At 61.6% G+C, this 18,290-nt stretch carries 22 protein-coding genes and 1 pseudogene; 9 read left to right on the forward strand and 14 right to left on the reverse strand.

The window, feature by feature from the left end:
• The 3 genes and pseudogenes from EN993_RS17005 to EN993_RS17015 all read left to right on the forward strand — a co-directional run.
• Positions 1-98, forward strand: a pseudogene (locus EN993_RS17005) (30S ribosomal protein S4); the annotation flags it as partial.
• A gap of 146 nt (positions 99-244) precedes the next feature.
• On the forward strand, positions 245-1,138 hold the full coding sequence (ttcA, locus tag EN993_RS17010) for a tRNA 2-thiocytidine(32) synthetase TtcA (protein WP_127264254.1): 894 nt from the start codon (positions 245-247) through the stop codon (positions 1,136-1,138).
• Entirely contained in the window at positions 1,128-1,955 is an 828-nt protein-coding gene (locus tag EN993_RS17015; protein ID WP_109669625.1) for an inositol monophosphatase family protein, read from the forward strand. The genes ttcA and EN993_RS17015 overlap by 11 nt, the downstream gene beginning before the upstream one ends.
• 530 nt (positions 1,956-2,485) lie before the next feature.
• On the opposite strand, the gene EN993_RS17025 is transcribed toward EN993_RS17015, so the two are convergent.
• From EN993_RS17025 to purL, 5 genes are all read right to left on the reverse strand, one after another.
• The gene (locus tag EN993_RS17025) at positions 2,486-3,754 is read right to left on the reverse strand and encodes a multidrug effflux MFS transporter (RefSeq protein WP_127264256.1); all 1,269 of its coding nucleotides are present in this window, start codon (positions 3,752-3,754) and stop codon (positions 2,486-2,488) included.
• Between the two features lie 172 nt (positions 3,755-3,926).
• Complete coding sequence (grxD, locus tag EN993_RS17030; RefSeq protein ID WP_127264258.1) at positions 3,927-4,262, reverse strand: Grx4 family monothiol glutaredoxin; 336 nt, start codon at positions 4,260-4,262, stop codon at positions 3,927-3,929.
• Positions 4,263-4,446: 184 nt separating this feature from the next.
• The gene (locus tag EN993_RS17035; protein ID WP_010909092.1) at positions 4,447-4,680 is read right to left on the reverse strand and encodes a BolA family transcriptional regulator; all 234 of its coding nucleotides are present in this window, start codon (positions 4,678-4,680) and stop codon (positions 4,447-4,449) included.
• A gap of 133 nt (positions 4,681-4,813) precedes the next feature.
• On the reverse strand, positions 4,814-5,326 hold the full coding sequence (locus EN993_RS17040) for a hypothetical protein (RefSeq protein ID WP_127264260.1): 513 nt from the start codon (positions 5,324-5,326) through the stop codon (positions 4,814-4,816).
• On the reverse strand, positions 5,323-7,554 hold the full coding sequence (gene purL, locus EN993_RS17045; RefSeq protein ID WP_127264262.1) for a phosphoribosylformylglycinamidine synthase subunit PurL: 2,232 nt from the start codon (positions 7,552-7,554) through the stop codon (positions 5,323-5,325). The genes EN993_RS17040 and purL overlap by 4 nt, the downstream gene beginning before the upstream one ends.
• A gap of 240 nt (positions 7,555-7,794) precedes the next feature.
• Here purL and EN993_RS37050 point away from each other — a divergent pair, with 240 nt between their 5' ends.
• On the forward strand, positions 7,795-7,959 hold the full coding sequence (locus EN993_RS37050) for a hypothetical protein (RefSeq protein WP_164548706.1): 165 nt from the start codon (positions 7,795-7,797) through the stop codon (positions 7,957-7,959).
• Between the two features lie 69 nt (positions 7,960-8,028).
• Here EN993_RS37050 and EN993_RS17055 read toward each other — a convergent pair whose 3' ends face one another.
• A complete protein-coding gene (locus tag EN993_RS17055; RefSeq protein ID WP_109669639.1) occupies positions 8,029-9,447 on the reverse strand; it encodes a PLP-dependent aminotransferase family protein in 1,419 nt (472 codons plus the stop codon).
• A gap of 92 nt (positions 9,448-9,539) precedes the next feature.
• Between EN993_RS17055 and EN993_RS17060 the strand changes: the two genes are divergently transcribed.
• Entirely contained in the window at positions 9,540-9,791 is a 252-nt protein-coding gene (locus EN993_RS17060; protein WP_109669642.1) for a DUF1127 domain-containing protein, read from the forward strand.
• Between the two features lie 2 nt (positions 9,792-9,793).
• Here EN993_RS17060 and EN993_RS17065 read toward each other — a convergent pair whose 3' ends face one another.
• The 5 genes from EN993_RS17065 to EN993_RS17085 all read right to left on the reverse strand — a co-directional run bounded on the left by EN993_RS17065 (position 9,794) and on the right by EN993_RS17085 (position 12,551).
• Positions 9,794-10,435 (reverse strand): Pr6Pr family membrane protein, encoded by a 642-nt coding sequence (locus EN993_RS17065; RefSeq protein ID WP_127264266.1) that lies wholly within the window; start codon positions 10,433-10,435, stop codon positions 9,794-9,796.
• A gap of 3 nt (positions 10,436-10,438) precedes the next feature.
• Complete coding sequence (locus EN993_RS17070; protein WP_109669647.1) at positions 10,439-10,846, reverse strand: hypothetical protein; 408 nt, start codon at positions 10,844-10,846, stop codon at positions 10,439-10,441.
• A complete protein-coding gene (locus tag EN993_RS17075; RefSeq protein ID WP_109669650.1) occupies positions 10,843-11,508 on the reverse strand; it encodes a glutathione S-transferase family protein in 666 nt (221 codons plus the stop codon). Before EN993_RS17075 ends, EN993_RS17070 begins: the two co-directional genes overlap by 4 nt.
• 87 nt (positions 11,509-11,595) lie before the next feature.
• Complete coding sequence (gene purQ, locus EN993_RS17080; RefSeq protein WP_127264267.1) at positions 11,596-12,264, reverse strand: phosphoribosylformylglycinamidine synthase subunit PurQ; 669 nt, start codon at positions 12,262-12,264, stop codon at positions 11,596-11,598.
• On the reverse strand, positions 12,261-12,551 hold the full coding sequence (locus EN993_RS17085) for a hypothetical protein (protein WP_127264269.1): 291 nt from the start codon (positions 12,549-12,551) through the stop codon (positions 12,261-12,263). The genes purQ and EN993_RS17085 overlap by 4 nt, the downstream gene beginning before the upstream one ends.
• A gap of 117 nt (positions 12,552-12,668) precedes the next feature.
• Between EN993_RS17085 and EN993_RS17090 the strand changes: the two genes are divergently transcribed.
• Complete coding sequence (locus tag EN993_RS17090) at positions 12,669-13,841, forward strand: hypothetical protein (protein ID WP_127264271.1); 1,173 nt, start codon at positions 12,669-12,671, stop codon at positions 13,839-13,841.
• Between the two features lie 39 nt (positions 13,842-13,880).
• Here the strand turns inward: EN993_RS17090 and purS are convergent, their stop codons facing one another.
• Together purS and purC are read right to left on the reverse strand one after the other, a co-directional pair.
• On the reverse strand, positions 13,881-14,123 hold the full coding sequence (gene purS / locus EN993_RS17095) for a phosphoribosylformylglycinamidine synthase subunit PurS (RefSeq protein WP_109669834.1): 243 nt from the start codon (positions 14,121-14,123) through the stop codon (positions 13,881-13,883).
• Positions 14,124-14,166: 43 nt separating this feature from the next.
• The gene (gene purC, locus EN993_RS17100) at positions 14,167-14,961 is read right to left on the reverse strand and encodes a phosphoribosylaminoimidazolesuccinocarboxamide synthase (protein WP_056594372.1); all 795 of its coding nucleotides are present in this window, start codon (positions 14,959-14,961) and stop codon (positions 14,167-14,169) included.
• A 274-nt stretch (positions 14,962-15,235) separates the two neighbouring features.
• On the opposite strand from purC, the gene EN993_RS17105 reads away from it, so the two are divergent.
• Together EN993_RS17105 and EN993_RS17110 are read left to right on the forward strand one after the other, a co-directional pair.
• On the forward strand, positions 15,236-15,556 hold the full coding sequence (locus tag EN993_RS17105; RefSeq protein ID WP_056562205.1) for a DUF1476 domain-containing protein: 321 nt from the start codon (positions 15,236-15,238) through the stop codon (positions 15,554-15,556).
• A gap of 170 nt (positions 15,557-15,726) precedes the next feature.
• Positions 15,727-16,500 (forward strand): HpcH/HpaI aldolase/citrate lyase family protein, encoded by a 774-nt coding sequence (locus tag EN993_RS17110; protein ID WP_109669658.1) that lies wholly within the window; start codon positions 15,727-15,729, stop codon positions 16,498-16,500.
• A gap of 6 nt (positions 16,501-16,506) precedes the next feature.
• Here the strand turns inward: EN993_RS17110 and EN993_RS17115 are convergent, their stop codons facing one another.
• Positions 16,507-17,061, reverse strand: a complete 555-nt coding sequence (locus EN993_RS17115; RefSeq protein ID WP_126071115.1) for an alpha/beta hydrolase — start codon at positions 17,059-17,061, stop codon at positions 16,507-16,509.
• 249 nt (positions 17,062-17,310) lie between these two features.
• Here EN993_RS17115 and EN993_RS17120 point away from each other — a divergent pair, with 249 nt between their 5' ends.
• On the forward strand, positions 17,311-18,123 hold the full coding sequence (locus tag EN993_RS17120; RefSeq protein WP_127264273.1) for a VOC family protein: 813 nt from the start codon (positions 17,311-17,313) through the stop codon (positions 18,121-18,123).
• Positions 18,124-18,290 lie beyond the last annotated feature (167 nt).

The following is an 18,290-nucleotide window of genomic DNA, read 5'->3' on the forward strand; positions in this document are numbered from 1 at the left end:
AGATGGTCGCGACCTTCTCGCGCATCCCCGGCCTGGCGGACGTTCCGTTCGCCGTGCAGATGGAACCGAACCTGGTCGTCGAATTCTATTCGCGCTAAGCGAACGCGTTTTGCGATACCATGCAAAGGCCGCCCGTCGAGGCGGCCTTTTCTTTGTCTGCCTTTTCTTTGTCGGCCATCTCCGCTAATTCCGGGCGCAACGAAGCGCCGGACAGTCGTTGCTCCCGGATTTTGGAACTGACGCCATGAACATGCTGCCAGACGCCGAATCGCTTGAACCAGCCAGCGACATCGAGGGCGGCTTTCATCCGCTGTTTGCCGATGTGCCGTCCTCGGTCGAGTTCAACAAATTGCGCAAGCGGCTGCTGCGGCTGACCCGACAGGTGATCGAGGATTTTTCGATGGTGAAGCCCGGCCAGCGCTGGCTGGTCGCGCTGTCGGGCGGCAAGGATTCCTACGGTCTGCTCGCCGTGCTGCTCGACCTCAAATGGCGTGGGCTGCTGCCGGTCGATCTGCTGGCCTGCAATCTCGATCAGGGCCAGCCGAATTTCCCCAAACATATCCTGCCGGACTATCTCGACAGATACGCCATCCCGCATCGCATCGAGTATCAGGACACCTATTCCGTCGTCACCGACAAGCTGCCTGCGGGCAGCACCTATTGCTCGCTCTGCTCGCGTCTCAGGCGCGGCCATCTCTACCGCATTGCGCGCGAGGAGGGGTGCTCGGCGCTGGTGCTCGGCCACCATCGCGAGGACATTCTCGAAACCTTCTTCATGAACCTGTTCCATGGCGGCCGTCTCGCCGCCATGCCGCCCAAGCTGCTCAACGACGAGGGCGACGTCATGGTGCTGCGGCCGTTGAGCTACTGCGCCGAGGTTGATCTGGAAAAATTCGCTGCCGCAATGCAGTTCCCGATCATTCCCTGCGATCTTTGCGGCAGCCAGGAAGGTCTCCAGCGCAACGCCATGAAGGCGATGCTCGAGGATATCGAAAAGCGCATGCCCGGTCGTAAGGACACGATGCTACGCGCACTGTCCAACAGCAGGCCATCGCATCTGCTCGACAGAAAACTGTTCGATTTCGCGGCGCTCAATGAGACCCTCAGCACAAGGCTAGACATATCCGATGACATTTGACGACACCGCGATCGACTGGCTCGCTGGCCTTCTGTCCGATGCGGCAAAAGCCGAGATCATGCCGCGCTTTCGCCGGCTGGGCGAGGGTGACATCCGCCAGAAGACCTCGGCCGCCGACCTGGTGACCGAGGCCGACGTCAACGCCGAGCGGCTCATCACTGCCAGGCTGCGCGAGCGCTACCCCTCGGCGATGGTCGTCGGCGAGGAGGCCTGTTCCGACAATCCAGCGCTGTTGAACGGGTTGGGCGATGCCGATCTGGCTTTCGTCATCGACCCGGTGGACGGCACTTTCAACTTCGCCTCCGGCGTGCCTTTGTTCGGCGTCATGCTGGCGGTCGTGATCAAGGGCGAGACCGTTGCCGGCATCATCCACGATCCCGTCGGCAAGGACTGGCTGATCGGCGCCAGGGGCGCCGGCAGCCATATCCGGCATGCGCATGGCAGCATCGAGAGGGTGCATGTCGCAGCACCCGCGCCGATCTCGCAAATGACCGGCTCTGTCTCCTGGCAATATATGCCCGAGCCGGAGCGGTCGCGGCTGGCGCGCAACCAGACGAAGATCCTGTCGCAGTTCGCCTATCGCTGCGCGGCGCACGAATACCGTCTGTTGGCGAGCGGCCATGCCCACTTCGTCGTCTACAACAAGCTGATGCCGTGGGATCATCTGGCCGGTATGCTGATCCATGCCGAGGCTGGCGGCCATGCCGCACGTTTCGACGGCAGCGCCTATCTGCCCTCGCATCTCGGCGGCGGCCTGCTTGTCGCGCCCGACCGGGAAAGCTGGCACGAATTGCGCCGCGAGCTCTGGGCGCAATAGGATCAACTCCTGCGGCCAGCTGAAAGCGCGATGCAATCTCACGCAAATCCGGAGGCTCTCGAATGAAACCTCGGTTCGCAATTGTCGCGGCGGCTCTTGCCGCCGCCCTGTTTGCCAGCTCCCACGAAGCAAGTTCGCAGGAGCGCACTTGCCGCAGTCCCGACCCCGTCGACACGATAAAGGAGATGTCGGACGCTATCTATGCTTGTTGGAAGCCGCCGCCCGGAACCGCGGGCATGTCCCTGACGCTGCGGTTCTCGCTTCGCCGCAACGGCACACTGATCGGCAAGCCTCGCGCCACATATTCCGATCTTGGAAGCGATGCCCAGCTCAGCAGGGCCTTCGTGGCTTCAATCCTCAGGGCACTCGATGACGCTTTGCCATTGCCCTTTTCGGACAGCATGGGTGGAGCAATCGCGGGGCGTATGCTTGCGCCTCGCTTCACGGCAGCCCTTGAAGGTTCGTCCTAGTCTTGCGCATGTCGCCCAAAGGGGACCCCTGGGTTTTGGGACACGCGCAAAAACGACAATTCAGTGCAGGTCGGTGACGTGCCCTAGAACGGGCGGGTTCTGCGGCTGGAACATCTTGCCGCGCTCGGCGATGAAGATCATCAGCAGCGCTGCGACCGAGACGCTGCAGAAACCAGCGGCCAGCGGTGTTACCGTGCCGTTGAAAGCCTGACCGATCAGCGTGCCGAGAATGCCGCCGAGAAACGTCTGCATGAAACCCAGGATGGACGACGCCGTGCCGGCCAGTTGGCCGAGCGGCTCCATGGCCAACGCGTTGAAATTGGCGCCGAGTGCACCGAACGGCAGCATGGCGCTGGCAAAGAAGGCGATGAACAGCCACAACGGCATCTTCATTTCCAGCGAAACGACCAGCCAGGCAAGGCTGATGACCAGGAACAGCAGCAGTGCGCTCTGCGACAGGCGGCGCATGCCGATACGGCCGACAAGGCGCGAGTTCAGAAAGTTGGAGAAAGCAAGCACGCCGGCAACCCCGGCGAAGATGACCGGGAACATCTCGCCGACGTTGAATATGTCGACATAGATCTGCTGCGCCGAGGCGATGAAGCCGAACATGGCGCCGAAAACGAAGGTACTGGCGAAGGCATAGCAGATGGCAATGCGGTTGGTGAGCACGATGCGAAAGCCACCGACAATCGAGTTCACGCTCAGCGGTCGGCGATGTTCGGGGTGCAGTGTTTCAGGCAGGCGAAGCAGCGACCAGGTCGAGACGACGAGCGCACCGACGGCCATGGTGACGAAGATCCAATGCCAGGTCGCAAACAGCATGATGAACTGGCCGATGCCGGGAGCAATGACCGGTATCGCCATGAACACCATGAAGATCAGCGACATCACCTCGGCCATGCGCCGGCCGTCGAATGTGTCGCGCACGATCGAGACGGCGATGACGCGGGTCGCGGCCGCACCGATGCCTTGCACGGCCCGGCACAGCAGAAGTGTTTCAAAGCTTGGTGCAACGGCGGCCGCCGCGGCTGCGGCGACATAGATCACCAGCCCGGCGACCAGCGGTGCGCGACGGCCGAAGCGATCCGAGATCGGCCCGAAGAACAGCTGGCCGCCGCCGAAGCCCAGAATGTAGGCCGTTATGACGTACTGCCGGTGGTTTTCATTTTCGACGCCGAGCGAGGCGCCGATCTGCTGCAGAGCCGGCAGCATGATGTCGATGGCCAGCGAATTCAGCGCCATCAGCGCCGCGCACAACGCGATGAACTCCCAGCGTGGAATAGGCAGTTTGCTTGCCGATTGCGGCGCTGATTTTTGCTGGTCCACGGCAAGTCCGATCTTTCAAACGAAAATGCGCCGGCGGGCCGGCGCATTGGCTCGTCTTGGTCCTGGGTTCAGGACATAAAAATTGCCGAGGTGGGGCTGCCCTGGCGTTTGGTGCACGTCGCCCGAAACTGTACGGCTGTTTCAGGCAGACGACATGCACGAAAAACAGAAATCAGGCGGCGCCTTTGACGCTGACGCCCTTTTCTACCAGGAATGTCAGGAGTTCGCCCGCCTGGAACATCTCGCGGATGATATCGCAGCCGCCGACGAATTCGCCCTTGACGTAGAGCTGCGGGATCGTCGGCCAGTTGGAATATTCCTTGATGCCCTGGCGCAGTTCGGTGGAGTCCAGAACGTTCACGCCTTTGTAGTCGGCGCCGATATAGTCGAGGATCTGGACGACCTGGCCGGAAAATCCGCATTGCGGGAAACCGGGCGTGCCCTTCATGAAAAGGACGACGTCGTTGCCCTTCACTTCGTTGTCGATGTAGTCGTTGATACCGCTCATGGAATATCCTTTCCCGCCTGTGGGAGTCAGGCTCGAAACATATCCCTTCAAATAAACCCAACGATTGCCCGAAACAAGACTTTAGCCGAGCCGTGGCTGAAATGGCGCAAAGGATGGGCCGTGTTGGGCCAAGCAGTCCCCTCGACACCGACTCGTGAGGTTGCGGTCTATATTCCGGCGCGGGTCAGTCGGGAACGCTGGTCTGCAAGGCGAGTGCGTGCAGCACCCCACCCATATTGCCCTTCAGCGCGTCGTAGACCATCTGGTGCTGCTGGACGCGGCTTTTTCCCCGAAAGCTCTCGGCCACCACCTCGGCCGCATAATGGTCGCCGTCGCCGGCGAGGTCGCGAATCGTCACCTTGGCGTCCGGAATGCCGTCCTTGATCAGTTTTTCGATGTCGTGGGCATCCATTGCCATGGCAAAATCCTGTTTCGAGCGCCGGTAGCCGGCCATAAGATGAGAGTCGGGCGAGCCTAAAGCCTTTCCGGTCCGGATTGAAGCCGTTCTGTCCCGCCAAGGGCAAGACGGTTCCGGGAACCTCAGGGAGGACCTAGGCCGGTGGGCTTGCTTCATCCTCAGCAACGTCCTCGCGCGTCGAGAAAGCGCGACCAAGGCTGAAGGCCAGCACATAGAGCGGAACGTTGACAGCCAGGCTGACGATGGGAAGATAACTCGTCATCTGCCAGGCGGTCGAGAAGAACGGTTGTCCGTAACCGTCGCAGACAAGTGACGAGCCGTACTCCCACAACGCCCCGACGACCGCCGCGCTGGCAAAAAGCTTGATGCAGGTGACGATATGCCTTGCCCGTGCCGGATCCGGCGCGAGGCGGCCCCACAGCACCAGGCAGACGATCGGGACCGCGTAGATGAGGTTCTGCAGCGCCAGCATCGGGATGGCGCCGTTGGCCGCGGCAAGAAACTGCACGCGCGTTTCCAGCCGGGAGCAAACCTCGCTCGAGGTCGTCGACAGCAGGAAAAAGACGAACGGCCCGAGGAACCAGAAGAAGAACAGCGACGGCCAGAAAACGACTGCAAGCAGCGCCCGGGCGGCCAGTGTGGTCAACTGGCCTGATCCATGAAGCGCGGGAACCAGCCTTCGTGGCCCCCGGTCAATTCGCTGACCGGGATTGACCGCGCCTCGCCAAGCTTCAGCACGCTGCCGCCGGTTGAGCCGATCCACGGCGCGAAGATGCCGAGTTCGCTCTGCTGCTTGCGAATGGAGTCCCATTCATCGCCATGCGGGTCGATCGACAGCGTCAGCAAATAGCGACCCTGGTCCTCGCCGAACCAGACCGGGATCGGGTCAGTGCCGACGAGCCCGGGAACGGTGGCGCCGATACCTGACGCCATCGCCATTTCGGCCAGAGCCACGGCGATGCCGCCATCGGAAACATCATGCGCCGCCGTGACGATGCCGGATGCGATCAGCGAACGCACGTGGTCGCCGACGCGTTTTTCATGCTCAAGGTCGACCGGCGGCGGCGGGCCATCCGTGCGGCCGTGGATGTCCCTGAAATAGACCGATTGGCCAAGATGCGTTCCCCAGGAGGCGGGCGCGCCAACCAGCAGGATCATCTGGCCTGGCGCCGCAAAGCCAGTCCGCACCATCTTCGACCAGTCGGCGATCAGGCCGACGCCGCCGATGGTCGGTGTCGGCAGAATGCCCTGGCCGTTGGTCTCGTTGTAGAGCGAGACGTTGCCGGAGACGATCGGGAAGCCAAGAGCGCGGCAGGCATCGCCGATGCCTTTCACCGCGCCAACCAGCTGCCCCATGATCTCGGGCCGTTCCGGATTGCCGAAATTGAGGTTGTCGGTGGCCGCCAGCGGCAGAGCGCCGGTGGCGGTCAGGTTGCGCCAGCATTCGGCCACCGCCTGCTTGCCGCCCTCATAGGGGTCAGCCTCGCAATAGCGCGGCGTCACATCGGAGGAGAAGGCGAGCGCCTTGGTCGCATGGCCTTCGACCCGGACCACACCGGCATCGCCGCCTGGAAGCTGCAGCGAATTGCCCTGGATCAGCGTGTCATACTGTTCCCAGACCCAACGGCGCGAGGACAGGTCGGGGCCGCCGAGCAGCTTCAGCAGCGCATCGGCAACATCGGCCTGCGGAACGTCATTGGCGGCCAGCGGCGCAGGCTTCTTCGGCTCGACCCACGGCCGGTCATACTCGGGTGCCTTGTCGCCGAGATCCTTGATCGGCAGGTTGGCGACCTCGTCGCCCTGGTGCAGCACGCGGAAGCGCAGATCGTCGGTGGTCTTGCCGACGATGGCGAAGTCGAGCCCCCATTTGTGGAAGATCGCCTCGGCTTCCTTTTCTTTTTCCGGGCGCAGCACCATCAGCATGCGCTCCTGGCTTTCCGAAAGCATCATTTCGTAGGCGCTCATGCGCTCTTCGCGCACCGGCACCTTGTCGAGATCGAGCTCGATGCCGAGGTCGCCCTTAGCGCCCATTTCGACCGCCGAGCAAGTGAGGCCGGCAGCACCCATGTCCTGGATGGCGATGACGGCGCCCGAGGCCATCAGTTCGAGGCAGGCTTCCAGCAGGCACTTTTCGGTGAAGGGGTCGCCGACCTGAACGGTCGGGCGCTTCTCGTCGATCTTGTCGTCGAATTCGGCCGAGGCCATTGTGGCGCCGCCGACGCCGTCGCGGCCGGTTTTGGCACCGAGATAGACGACCGGCAGGCCGACGCCCTTGGCTTCCGATAGGAAGATCGCGTCGGTCTTGGCCAGGCCCGCTGCAAAAGCGTTGACCAGGATGTTGCCGTTGTAGCGGGCGTCGAAATTGACCTCGCCGCCGACCGTCGGCACGCCGAAGGCGTTGCCATAGCCGCCGACACCGGAGACCACGCCCGAAACGAGATGCCTGGTCTTGGGGTGGTCAGGCGCGCCAAAGCGCAACGCATTCATCGCCGCGATCGGCCGCGCGCCCATGGTGAAGACGTCGCGCAGGATGCCGCCGACGCCGGTCGCGGCACCTTGGTAGGGCTCGATGTAGGACGGGTGGTTGTGGCTCTCCATCTTGAAGACGACGCAGTCGCCATCGCCGATGTCGACCACGCCGGCATTCTCGCCCGGTCCCTGGATGACGCGCGGGCCGGTGGTGGGCAGCGTGCGCAACCACTTCTTCGAGGATTTGTAGGAGCAGTGCTCATTCCACATCGCCGAGAAGATGCCGAGTTCGGTGAAGCTCGGCTCGCGCCCGACAAGGTCGAGAATGCGCTGATACTCGTCGGGCTTCAGCCCGTGCGCGGCAATGAGCTCGGGGGTGATCGGCACGGAATTGGAAATGGTCATGGGCGGCGATTTGTATCCGGGGCGTTGGGATTTGAGTCCCGTCTTATCGCAAGCTTGGGAGCCAATACACCCCATCGGATGCTGAAAAACAACGGAAAGCTACAAGGTGACGACGGGCGCGACGAGATCGCGGGTCGTGGGGGAACGTTGTTGTCTGTTTGTGAAGGCTTCTGCACCGCCATTGGGGAACGGGATGACATTCCGGCCGTTAGGTCTCCAACCAATCGGGAGATTTGGACCATGGCCACCAAGCAGGGCAAGAAAGACAATCGCCTCTCGGACAAGGAGGCTATGCATATCGCGGAGACCACCGACGTTTCACCTGGGCAGGCCAAGGAGCTGGCTGAGAAGCACGGGAAAGACAACGCCGAGAAGGAAGCCAAGAACTTCAAGGCAGAGGGCTGATCTGAGAGCCATGGAGGGGCTGCTCTGCGCCAAACCGACGCTTAATGGGCCTGTCAGTCGCGAGTTGGCTCACGAGAAGCTGTCGTAGCCGGCGCGGCCTTCATCCAGCAGACGCCGGATCACCGCGACGCCTTCAGCGATGTCCTTGCGTTGTTTCGGCTGTGAAATACCGAAGCGGATGCCGTGGAAAGTCTGCTCGGAGCGACCGGCCTTGAACTGGTCCTCGTCATTGATCAGCACGCCGTGCTCGAGGCAAGCATTCTTGAAGGTGCCGGAAAGCCACGGGTCGGGCAAAGTCAGCCAGACAAAGGGCACCTTGTCGTGCGACTTGAACGCGAAGCCGGCCAAAGTCTCGCGCACGATCGCGATGCGGGCGCTGATTTCGGCGATGCTGCGCTTGCGGATATCGCCGGCCTGACCGGAAAGCACCAAGCGGGCATTCACCTCCGCCAGCAGGAAGGGCATCCCGCCGGTCATCATCTTGTGGGCGACACGGATGCGGTGGCGGTAGGCGGGCGGGCAGGAGAGCCAGCCGCCGCGCACACCGGCCGCGACCGACTTCGACAGGCCGCCGGCGACAATGGTGCGTTCAGGGGCATACTCGGCCAGCAACGGCGTCGGATCATCGGTGAGGTGGCCATAGAGATCGTCCTCGATGAGAACGACATTGTATTCGCGTGCGACGCGCGCGATTGCTTCGCGGCGCGCCGCCGACAAGGTCACCAGTGTCGGATTCTGCACCGTCGGCATCAGGAAGATCATCTTGGGATGCTTTTGCGCGCAGACGCGCTCGAAATCCTGGGGATCGATGCCTTCATCGTCCGATGCCACCAAGGCCGTCCGCCGGCCGATCAGACCGGCGCTGCGGGAAATCTGTGAATAGGTGAGGTGCTCGAAGGCGACATAGTCGCCCGGCGTGGTCAGCGCGGCGATCGCTGCCATCACCGCGGCATGGGTGCCGAGCGTCGGGACAATGGCGTCGGCATTTGGGTGAAACGAATTGCGCGACAGCCAACGGGCGCCGGCTTCGTACCAGCGGTCGGGAAAATCCCTGACGTAGCTTGAAATCTCATGTGGATGGTCCTGCGCCACGCGCGACAGGACATCGGAGACATCAGCGCCCTGGCCGACGTCGGGCGCCGCCATGCTGTCGAAACGCAGCTCGCCGCGCGGTGCATCGATAGTGCGTGTGCCTTCGCCGCTGACGTCCGGAGCCAGGAAGTCCGGTTTTGCGCCATCGGCGCGCTGGCCGAGCACATAGGTTCCGCGCCCGACTTCGCCGCTGACCAGCCCGCGCTCGCGCAGCAATTGATAGGCCCGGCCGACGGTGCCGACGGTGGTGCCGATGTCGTAGGCGAGGTCGCGCTGCGGTGGCAGCTTTGCGCCGGCATCGATCACGCCCCGATCGATGTCCGTTTCGATGGAATCCGCCAGCCGCTGATACAGCGGGCCGGAGCCGGCAGTGAGATCTGGAAGCCAATTTGTCATGGTGACAATTTTCTATATTGCGTCGAATTCTGAGTCAATACATATCAATCGCGTGCCAAAAGGGTACAATTTAGAATTCTGGTAGAAAGAAAATGAATACAATCGCGACAATTCGTCATTCGAGCGCCGCGTTATCAGGTCAATCGACACGCCCATCGGGCCGGCGCGGCTTTGTCAGCCGTCTGGTGCGTCTGGTCAGATCGCTGGCGAGATGGATCGACAGCCTGCTGGAGCGCCGACGCAGCCGGCTGGCGCTGCTGGAAATGACCGACGACCAGCTCAAGGATATCGGCATTTCGCGCTGCGATGCCCACCTCGAGGGCATCAGGCCGTTCTGGGACTGAAGCTAGCGGAGTTTTGGAGCCCTGGTGCGTGCAACGCCATGGTCTGCAAGGACGGCGACCACGCACAGCACGAGAAAAAGTCCGGTGATGGCCAGCGCCGAGATGGCGACGCTGGCTGCGCCATTCTTGGCGACGTCGAGGAAGGGGTAGGGCACCTCGCCGGCAAACGGCGCCCGCGTCAGCGCATAGATCAGATAGGCGATGGGATAGAGCACCCACCAGGAAATGTCGCTCCAGCGCGTCCGACCGTCAGTGCCTGATATCAGCCACCACAGCACGAACAGCACCGGCGTCACATAATGCAGCAGGACGTCGCAGAGCAGGAACAGTCCCTGCGGTTGCCAAAGCTGTGCAAGGACCGTGGCATAGATGGTGAAGACCAGCGCGATCGAAACCGCGACGCCAGCGCGCATCCGCGGCCCGGCGAAGGCGGGCAACCACGCATAGCCGGAGGGCGACAGCAGCGACGTATACACCAGCACTGCACCGATGTTGGTCAGGATGGTGAAGAAGCTGAGCAGGAAGACGATGGAGCCAAGCAGGCTGCGGCCGGCTTCCATCGACGCCGGAATGGTGATGCAGAACTGCAGGACGAGCCCGGCCAGACCGATGACCAGACCCGCGATCTGCAGGAACCGGCCCATGGGCTAGGCCGTCGCGGCGCAGGCCGGATTGCCGGCTTGCCAGCGGGCGATGTCAGAGCCAATGCGGGCGCCGAGCGGGTCGTTCATCAACGGACCGAACGCATCGACGCGGCTTGAATTGCCTTGCGCCTGCACGACCAGCAGCGGTTTGCCGCCATAGTGCTTGGCCGGCACCAGCAGGAAACGCGGTGTGCCGCTGAACGAATTCAGTTCGTTGGCCATCTGATACTGTTTGAAGGCCGGGTCCTTGCTAGCGATCCAGCATTTGTGGGCCGCTATCGCCACTTGTTCCATAGCCAGAAGCGCTGCACTTTTGCCTGACGGGACTGGCGTGCTCTTCGGCGTCGATTGGCAGGATGCCAAGGCGAAACCGGCCGCGGCAACCAGCGCGATCGTCTTGCTCCTGATCAAGCGGCACCCATCTCAAGTTCGGACAGAAAGATCTTCGAACCGTCGGTCATCTCGCCCCACACCCGCGACAATGCCGGATGCTGCGAGGCGATCTGCTCATAGGCATCGAATTTGGGATAGGCGTCGAGCAGGTCGTGGCGCCCTGTCATGGCCCGGAAATTGTTGAAAATGAACCGCGTCGGCGTCAGCCATGCATCGGCGAAACTGATGTCGTCACCGAGCGCGAAAGGCCCTTGCGCCATGCGCGCCTCGATTGCCGCCAGCCCGTGATGCAGGCGGGCGAATTGGGCGTCGATCTCGGCATTGTTTCGCTTCGGCACGAAATGAAGCTCGAAAAGCTTCATCGTCGGGGTCAGCACATCGAGATCGGTGATACGGGCGAACATGCGCACCAGCGCACGGTCCTTGGAGTCGGGCGGCAGCAGCGCCGGTTCCGGAAACCGTTCCTCGAGATATTCGGCGATGACCACCGACTCGACGATCGTTTCGCCCGAACCGGTGATCAGCACCGGAATCCGGTTCATTGGTGAGATGGCGCGAAACGCTTCCGGAATCGGAAAACCAGGCGGCGGCGCAATGATCTTGAGCGGCACATCCTTGATGTAGGCCAGTGCCCGCACGATCGACGAGTAGGGCGACAACGGCCGCGAATAGAGTTTCATGACCGTCTCTCTCCCCAATGAATCGGACTTGCCCTGATAAAGAGACAGGAATGTCCGGCTGTTTTCAAGCTGTTCGCTTCGATGACGTCAGGCAGCGATGCCGAGGGCACTTTCGAACAGTCCACGGCCGTCCGTGCCGCCATGGGCTGCTTCGATCAGGTTTTCCGGGTGCGGCATCAGGCCGAGCACATTGCCCTGGCTGTTGATGATGCCGGCAATGTCGTTGATCGAGCCGTTGGGGTTGGTGCCGTCGGCATAGCGGAACACCACCTGGCCTTCGCCTTCGAGGCGGGCAAGTGTGTCGGCGTCGGCGAAATAATTGCCGTCGTGATGCGCAACCGGCGAGCGGATGATCTGACCCGGCTGATAGCGGCGGGTGAACATGGTGTTGGCATTGGTGATTTGTAGTTTCACCTGCCGGCAGACGAATTTCAGCGAGGTGTTGCGCATCAATGCGCCCGGCAGCAAGCCGGCCTCGACCAGTATTTGAAAACCGTTGCAGACGCCGATGACCGTGACGCCCGCGGCTGCCTTTTCGGCAACCGCCCGCATGACCGGCATGCGCGCCGCGATCGCGCCGCAGCGAAGATAGTCGCCGAAGGAAAAGCCGCCCGGAATGGCGATCAGGTCGACATCGGGGATTTCGGTGTCAGTCTGCCAGACGGTGACCGGCGGTGTTCCGGAAATCTTGGTCAGCGCCGCGATCATATCGCGGTCGCGATTGAGGCCGGGCAGGAGGACGACGGCTGATTTCATGGCAGTTCCCGTTCGAGCATCTGAACCAGATACCGGGGTGAAACGTGGTTGGTCAACCAGACACGGTTGTCGGAGAGAAGAATAATGCCCCATTCCTGGTCATGGCTGCCGAGTCGGCGCGCAGGATAACACTTTCCGGCGTGGGATTGCGCTTGGAAAGTTTCACGCTCGTTCAAATCACGCGGCTTTTCCGGTGAACGCGCGGAAGTCGCTGGAACAAAGCCATCGATCAAGATCTGTAGCTGCGAAACGTCCAATGATGGGCTGGGATTCTCACTATTGATCAAGTCTGGGCTCGCCTTCGAAGTGTCCGAGACGCTCTCTGAAGATTTTTATACAGTATGAATCCGGGATTTTAACGTCTGCAGCAGCATAAGGACGATGGCAAACGACTTGAGACTCCGGTGGACAACGGCAAGATCAAAGAACGCGAGGACATTCGACGCTCCATGTGGGTGTCGGCGACGATCGTGGCGTCGCTCGGCGCGTTCGCATTCATGCTGATGTGGAACGCCAGCCCTTCCACGGGGGAGCTTTTTTCAAAGTGGCTTTCCCTCGATACGAGCCTCGGCGCCTGTGCCGTCTCGTTCACACGCCTGTTTCTCATGACCACGATCATTTCAGTCGGCCTCGGCGTCATTTCTGCAGGGATGATCCTATCGGATGCGATTGATGTCTTTACCTACAAGAGGCGCTTTCGCGCCTACCGCGCGCTTTTTCTGACTGGAGCGGGCCTTACGGCATTCTTGTTGTTGCCGCTTGTTTCGGGGGACGGTGTCTGGAACGCGGGTGGTCGTCACGGCTTGTCTCGGATTGATTTCGCAAACGCCTGTATTGCTAGCCATCACACCACCTTTCATCGGTTGCATTGGCACCTTCTGATGGTCGCGCTTGTGGGTTGGTTCAACATAATGGTGTTGATGGGCCTGCAGCGCGCGATCGCCGACGGGCGCGATCCGAGCCAGCTTTCTGACGATCCTCGGACCCGGGAAATACAGTTGCGAACCCTGGAATGGGCTCAGCGACGCAGGGCAAGCGGGCGAATCGCGGTCAAGGTTGCAATGACTGCCCTGGCGGCGGCGTTGTTTTACGCCGGCGCATGGTCAATGAAGCCGGCCGTCCTCCGCTTCATTCACACGTTCACTTGGGAGCGGCAAAAGGCGAACGTGGTCGAGACTGGCATGCAATGTGTGCTGGAAGTGAAAGTCAGGCGCGACTGGGTAGAGCGGTCTCGCGCCGATTGCTCTTCAGATGCCGCGAGGGCTGCTCCGGCCTTGGCGCCGGGAGAGGGTGCTTGGCGCATCACGAAAATTCCCACCGCAAGGCTCATCTATCGCGCTCCGGGTGGTGGCGAGTATTCGTTTGACGTGGCAGGAGATTATTATGTGAAGATGTCCACATCGGTCGGCACCGAGATCGAGGTGTTGCGAAATCCGGCCAGTCCCGAAGGGATCGACAAGGTTTTCGACGGCGGTGATGTCAAACGAATGTTCTACAAACTGCTCGCGATTATCGCTGGCGCCGTCGCGATCTATTATTTGTGGATTCGCAGGCCGCGCAGTCCACGCCCGATCTAGACGGGATTATCGCCCGCCAGCTGGCGGGCGCTGTCGACGTCACCCCAGCGTCACACTATAATTCTCGATCACCGTGTTCGCCAGCAGCTTGTCGCACATGGCCTTGAGGTCCGCTTCGGCCTTGGCCTTGTCGCTTTCCGCCAGCTCGATGTCGAATACCTTGCCCTGCCGTACCGCGCCGACGCCGCCGAAGCCCAGGCCGGACAATGCGTGTTCTATCGCCTTGCCTTGCGGGTCGAGCACGCCGTTCTTGAGGGTGACGGTAATGCGGGCCTTGATCACGCTGGACATGCTCCTGTTCTGACTATCGGGTTGCAAGCCGCTATCAGTGCGGCTTGCCTTTGATGCCTTCGGTCGAGGCGACAAGCACAGGGCCGGTCGGGCGCGGCGGCTCGTTCTCGTTCATGATGCCGAGGCGGCGGGCAACTTCCTGGTAGGCTTCGACAAGGCCGCCCATGTCGCGGCGGAAACGGTCCTTGTCGAGCTTGTCCTGCGTCGCCACGTCCCACAGGCGGCAGGAGTCCGGCGAAATCTCGTCAGCGACGACGATGCGCATCATGTCGCCCTCGAACAGGCGGCCGCATTCGATCTTGAAGTCGACGAGCTGGATGCCGACGCCCATGAACAGGCCGGAGAGGAAGTCGTTGACACGGATGGCCAACGCCATCACGTCGTCGATCTCCTGCGGGCTTGCCCAGCCGAACGCGGTGATGTGCTCTTCCGACACCATCGGATCGTCGAGCGCATCGGCCTTGTAGTAGAATTCGATGATCGAGCGCGGCAGAACCGTGCCTTCCTCGATGCCGAGACGCTTGGACAGCGAACCGGCCGCGACATTGCGCACCACCACTTCGAGCGGAATGATCTCGACTTCCTTGATCAGCTGCTCGCGCATGTTCAGCCGGCGGATGAAGTGGGTCGGAATGCCCATGCGGTTGAGATGGTTGAAAATGTACTCGGAAATGCGGTTGTTGAGGACGCCCTTGCCGTCGATGACCTCGTGTTTCTTCTTATTGAACGCGGTTGCATCATCCTTGAAGAACTGGATAAGCGTGCCCGGTTCGGGTCCCTCATAGAGGATCTTGGCCTTGCCTTCATAAATGCGGCGGCGATTTTTCATCTGATTTTTCTCTGGGGTTTCGGACAGGCGGTATCAGACCATTTTCTGTCCGTCTGCCTGAAATAGTGCGGCTACGGTGGGGTTCAATGCCGGGTCTATCCCAATCACATCGTTTGCTCAATCGGCAAATCCTTCCAATCAACCGCTTTCGGGACTGAAATGCCGCAGCGCAGCATGCGATGAAGCGTATTGACCGGCCCGCGACCTTTTGGTTTGTGCTTTGGCAACACACATATTCACTGCCAACGAATCGAATTTGACCCGGAGGGACGCCATGAGCAGCATGAAAGACCGCGAAGAGGGCTTCGAGCGCAAATTTGCTTTCGACGAGGAACTTCGGTTCAAGGCCTCGGCGCGCCGCAACAAGGCGCTCGGCCTGTGGGCCGCCGAAAAGCTCGGAAAGTCGGGCGCCGACGCCGACGCCTATGCCAAGGAAGTGGTTGTTTCCGACATCGAGGAAGCCGGCGACCACGACGTGTTCCGCAAGATCCGCAAGGATTTCGATGCGGCCGGCGTCGACCAGTCGGACCATCAGATCCGTCGTACCATGGACGAGTTGATGGCGCAGGCGATCGAGCAGATCAAGAACACCTGATCCGGGCCAAAGCCGGTTCCGCAAAAGTGTCCCACGGTTTTTGCGACAGAGAACCTGCGACAGACAAAGAATGACTGGACCAATCGACCGCCCGGCCTATCCGGGCGGTTTTTCTTTGCCTTTGCCGCGGTTTCCGGCTGAAACTGCTGATGTTAACGAGGAAAGAGTCCATGTCCCTGAAGTCCCGCCTTGCGGCCGATGAAACGCTGTTCACCGCATGGTCCGGTGTGCCGGATGCCTTGACCGTCGAAATCGTCGCCAAGCAGGGTTTCGACGCCGTTACGCTCGACATGCAGCATGGCGGTCATCACGAGGACAGCGTGCTGCGTGGCCTGGTGCCGGTGCTCGCTGCCGGCAAGCCGGCGCTGGTGCGCATTCCTGTCGGCCGTTTCGACATGGCGAGCCGCGCGCTCGACTTCGGCGCCGAGGCTGTCATTGCGCCGATGGTGAACTCGGTTGCCGACGCAAAACTGTTCGCAGCCGCGATGAAATATCCGCCGCTCGGCGAGCGCTCCTGGGGGCCGACCTACGCTTTTCCGCGCCACGGCAAGGGCGACCAGGCCGACTGGCTGCGCGACTCCAACCAGCGCACCATGGCTTTCGCCATGGTCGAGACGCGGGCGGCCCTTGATGCGCTCGATGGCATCCTCGACACGCCGGGCATCGACGGCATCTTCCTCGGACCATCGGATTTCTCGATCGCCTGGAGCAATGGCGCCACGATCAATTCGACGCTGGAAAGCATGATGGAGACGGTGGCTTCGGTCGCCGAGCGCACCCGCAAGGCCGGAAAGCACGCCGCGATCTATGTCGTCGAGCCGGCAATTGCCGGCCGTGTCGTGTCGATGGGCTACCGCCTGCTGGCCATGGGCTCGGAACACGCGCTGATCGGGCTCGGCGCAAAAACCCTGATCAAGAGCGTCAGGGATTCGATCGACTCCTGAAGACGCTCAGGCCTTCAGATCCGTCAGGAATTTGGCGAAGGTCATCGAACCTTCGGGCCACGGCCCGAAGCCCGAATCCGCGTTGAGGTGACCGGTCTCGCCGGCATCGATGAACAGTGAGCCCCACGCCCCGGCAATGTCCTCGGCGACATCGAAGGCGCAGAACGGGTCGTTGCGGCTGGCGATGACGATGGATGGAAAAGGCAGCGGCTCGCGCGGGTAGGGACCGAAGGTCATCAGATGCCTCGGCTTGACCTTGGGATTGGCGACATCGGGCGGCGCCACGAAGAAGGCCCCGGCAACCGGCTTCCTGAACTGCGCAATGGCTTGCACCGCCGCGGCGACACCAAGCGAGTGCGCGACCAGGACGACCGGCTTCTCGGCCTCGTTGACGGCCTTGGCCACGCTCGCCGTCCAGTCCTCACGCACCGGCTTCGACCATTCCGTTTGCTCGACGCGGCGCGCCGTCGACAGCTTCGACTGCCAGCGGCTCTGCCAATGGTCGGGGCCGGAATTGGTGTAGCCCGGCACGATGAGAATATCTGCGTCTCTGACCTTCATGGCGCTGAGATAGCGAGCGGCGTCGCTTCGTGCAACGGGCACGAACAGCGCTCTTGATCACAATAGTGAACACGATGTTCGCTTCTTCGCGTCTTGTGTGAACGATGCCGATGGACGATCTGTGGTCAGGAAAAGAAACAGCCGTGTGCGGGAACCCTGACTTTGGAACTGACACGACGTACAATGATTGGCGGCGCGGGGCTTCTCGCCCTGGGAGTTTCATCGCAAGCCGGTCGAACGGAGCATCTGATGAGTGAACTGCCTTTTGCCGCCACCACCCCGGTCAGCGTTGCCCGCGTCGGGTTGAAGGCACGCGACGCCGAAAGTCTTGCCGCATATTATCGCAAAGTTGTTGGTCTGCAGGAGTTGAGTCGCGCCGATGGTGCGATCACGCTGGGCGCCGCCAACCGTCCGCTGCTGGTCATCGAGGCCGATCCTTCGGCCAAGCCGGATGATCCGCGTAGCGCCGGCCTCTTCCATACAGCCTTCCTGCTGCCCAGCCGCGCCGATCTCGGCCGCTGGATTAACCACGCCATATCAGACAAGATTACTATCGAGGGCGCTTCCGACCATCTGGTCAGCGAAGCGCTGTACCTGACCGATCCCGAAGGCAACGGCATCGAGATCTATGCAGATCGCCTCCCCAAGGACTGGAAGTGGAATGGCGACAAGATAGCCATGGCGACGGAGCGGCTGAACATCCCGTCCGTCGTTGCCGAAGTACCGGCAGGTGATGCCGGCTGGCAGGGCGCGCCGGAAAACAGCATTGTCGGCCATGTCCACCTGCGCGTAGGCAAGCCGGAAGACGCCGAAGCCTGGTGGAACCAGGAATTCGGCTTCGACACGGTGGCCAAATATGGTGGCCAGGCGGTGTTCCTGTCGTCGGGCGGCTATCACCATCACATCGGCGCCAACGCCTGGCAGAGTTCGGGCGCCGGCCGCCGCGATTCCACCCGGTCCGGTCTGGCCTGGGTCGAAATGCGTTCGGACAATGTGACGAGCCCGGTAACCCGCGAAGACCCGTGGGGCACGGTGATCAGGACTGTTCCCGGCAAGGCTTGATTTGAGGGCTGGCGAGAGCGTCTTTCTCCCCGTCACTATACGGGGAGAAATGCCCGGCAGGGCAATGAGGGGCAGCGTCGGCGTTTTGATATTGTCAAAGGGCGATTAGGTGCGATCGTCGTCGAAGTGAGCGCTGCCCCTCATCCGCCTGCCGGCACCTTCTCCCC

Origin of the sequence: Mesorhizobium sp. M7D.F.Ca.US.004.01.2.1 (genome assembly GCF_003997785.1) — a bacterium.
GTDB lineage: Bacteria > Pseudomonadota > Alphaproteobacteria > Rhizobiales > Rhizobiaceae > Mesorhizobium > Mesorhizobium loti.

Bases quoted from the DNA above. Each gene is read 5' to 3' on its own strand.
- ttcA (WP_127264254.1), top strand. From the start codon at position 245: ATGAACATGCTGCCAGACGCCGAATCGCTTGAACCAGCCAGCGACATC.
- EN993_RS17015 (WP_109669625.1), top strand. From the start codon at position 1,128: ATGACATTTGACGACACCGCGATCGACTGGCTCGCTGGCCTTCTGTCC.
- grxD (WP_127264258.1), bottom strand. From the start codon at position 4,262: ATGAGCGGTATCAACGACTACATCGACAACGAAGTGAAGGGCAACGAC.
- EN993_RS17035 (WP_010909092.1), bottom strand. From the start codon at position 4,680: ATGGCAATGGATGCCCACGACATCGAAAAACTGATCAAGGACGGCATT.
- purL (WP_127264262.1), bottom strand. From the start codon at position 7,554: ATGACCATTTCCAATTCCGTGCCGATCACCCCCGAGCTCATTGCCGCG.
- EN993_RS37050 (WP_164548706.1), top strand. From the start codon at position 7,795: ATGGCCACCAAGCAGGGCAAGAAAGACAATCGCCTCTCGGACAAGGAG.
- EN993_RS17055 (WP_109669639.1), bottom strand. From the start codon at position 9,447: ATGACAAATTGGCTTCCAGATCTCACTGCCGGCTCCGGCCCGCTGTAT.
- EN993_RS17060 (WP_109669642.1), top strand. From the start codon at position 9,540: ATGAATACAATCGCGACAATTCGTCATTCGAGCGCCGCGTTATCAGGT.
- EN993_RS17065 (WP_127264266.1), bottom strand. From the start codon at position 10,435: ATGGGCCGGTTCCTGCAGATCGCGGGTCTGGTCATCGGTCTGGCCGGG.
- EN993_RS17075 (WP_109669650.1), bottom strand. From the start codon at position 11,508: ATGAAACTCTATTCGCGGCCGTTGTCGCCCTACTCGTCGATCGTGCGG.
- purQ (WP_127264267.1), bottom strand. From the start codon at position 12,264: ATGAAATCAGCCGTCGTCCTCCTGCCCGGCCTCAATCGCGACCGCGAT.
- purC (WP_056594372.1), bottom strand. From the start codon at position 14,961: ATGAAAAATCGCCGCCGCATTTATGAAGGCAAGGCCAAGATCCTCTAT.
- EN993_RS17105 (WP_056562205.1), top strand. From the start codon at position 15,236: ATGAGCAGCATGAAAGACCGCGAAGAGGGCTTCGAGCGCAAATTTGCT.
- EN993_RS17110 (WP_109669658.1), top strand. From the start codon at position 15,727: ATGTCCCTGAAGTCCCGCCTTGCGGCCGATGAAACGCTGTTCACCGCA.
- EN993_RS17115 (WP_126071115.1), bottom strand. From the start codon at position 17,061: ATGAAGGTCAGAGACGCAGATATTCTCATCGTGCCGGGCTACACCAAT.
- EN993_RS17120 (WP_127264273.1), top strand. From the start codon at position 17,311: ATGAGTGAACTGCCTTTTGCCGCCACCACCCCGGTCAGCGTTGCCCGC.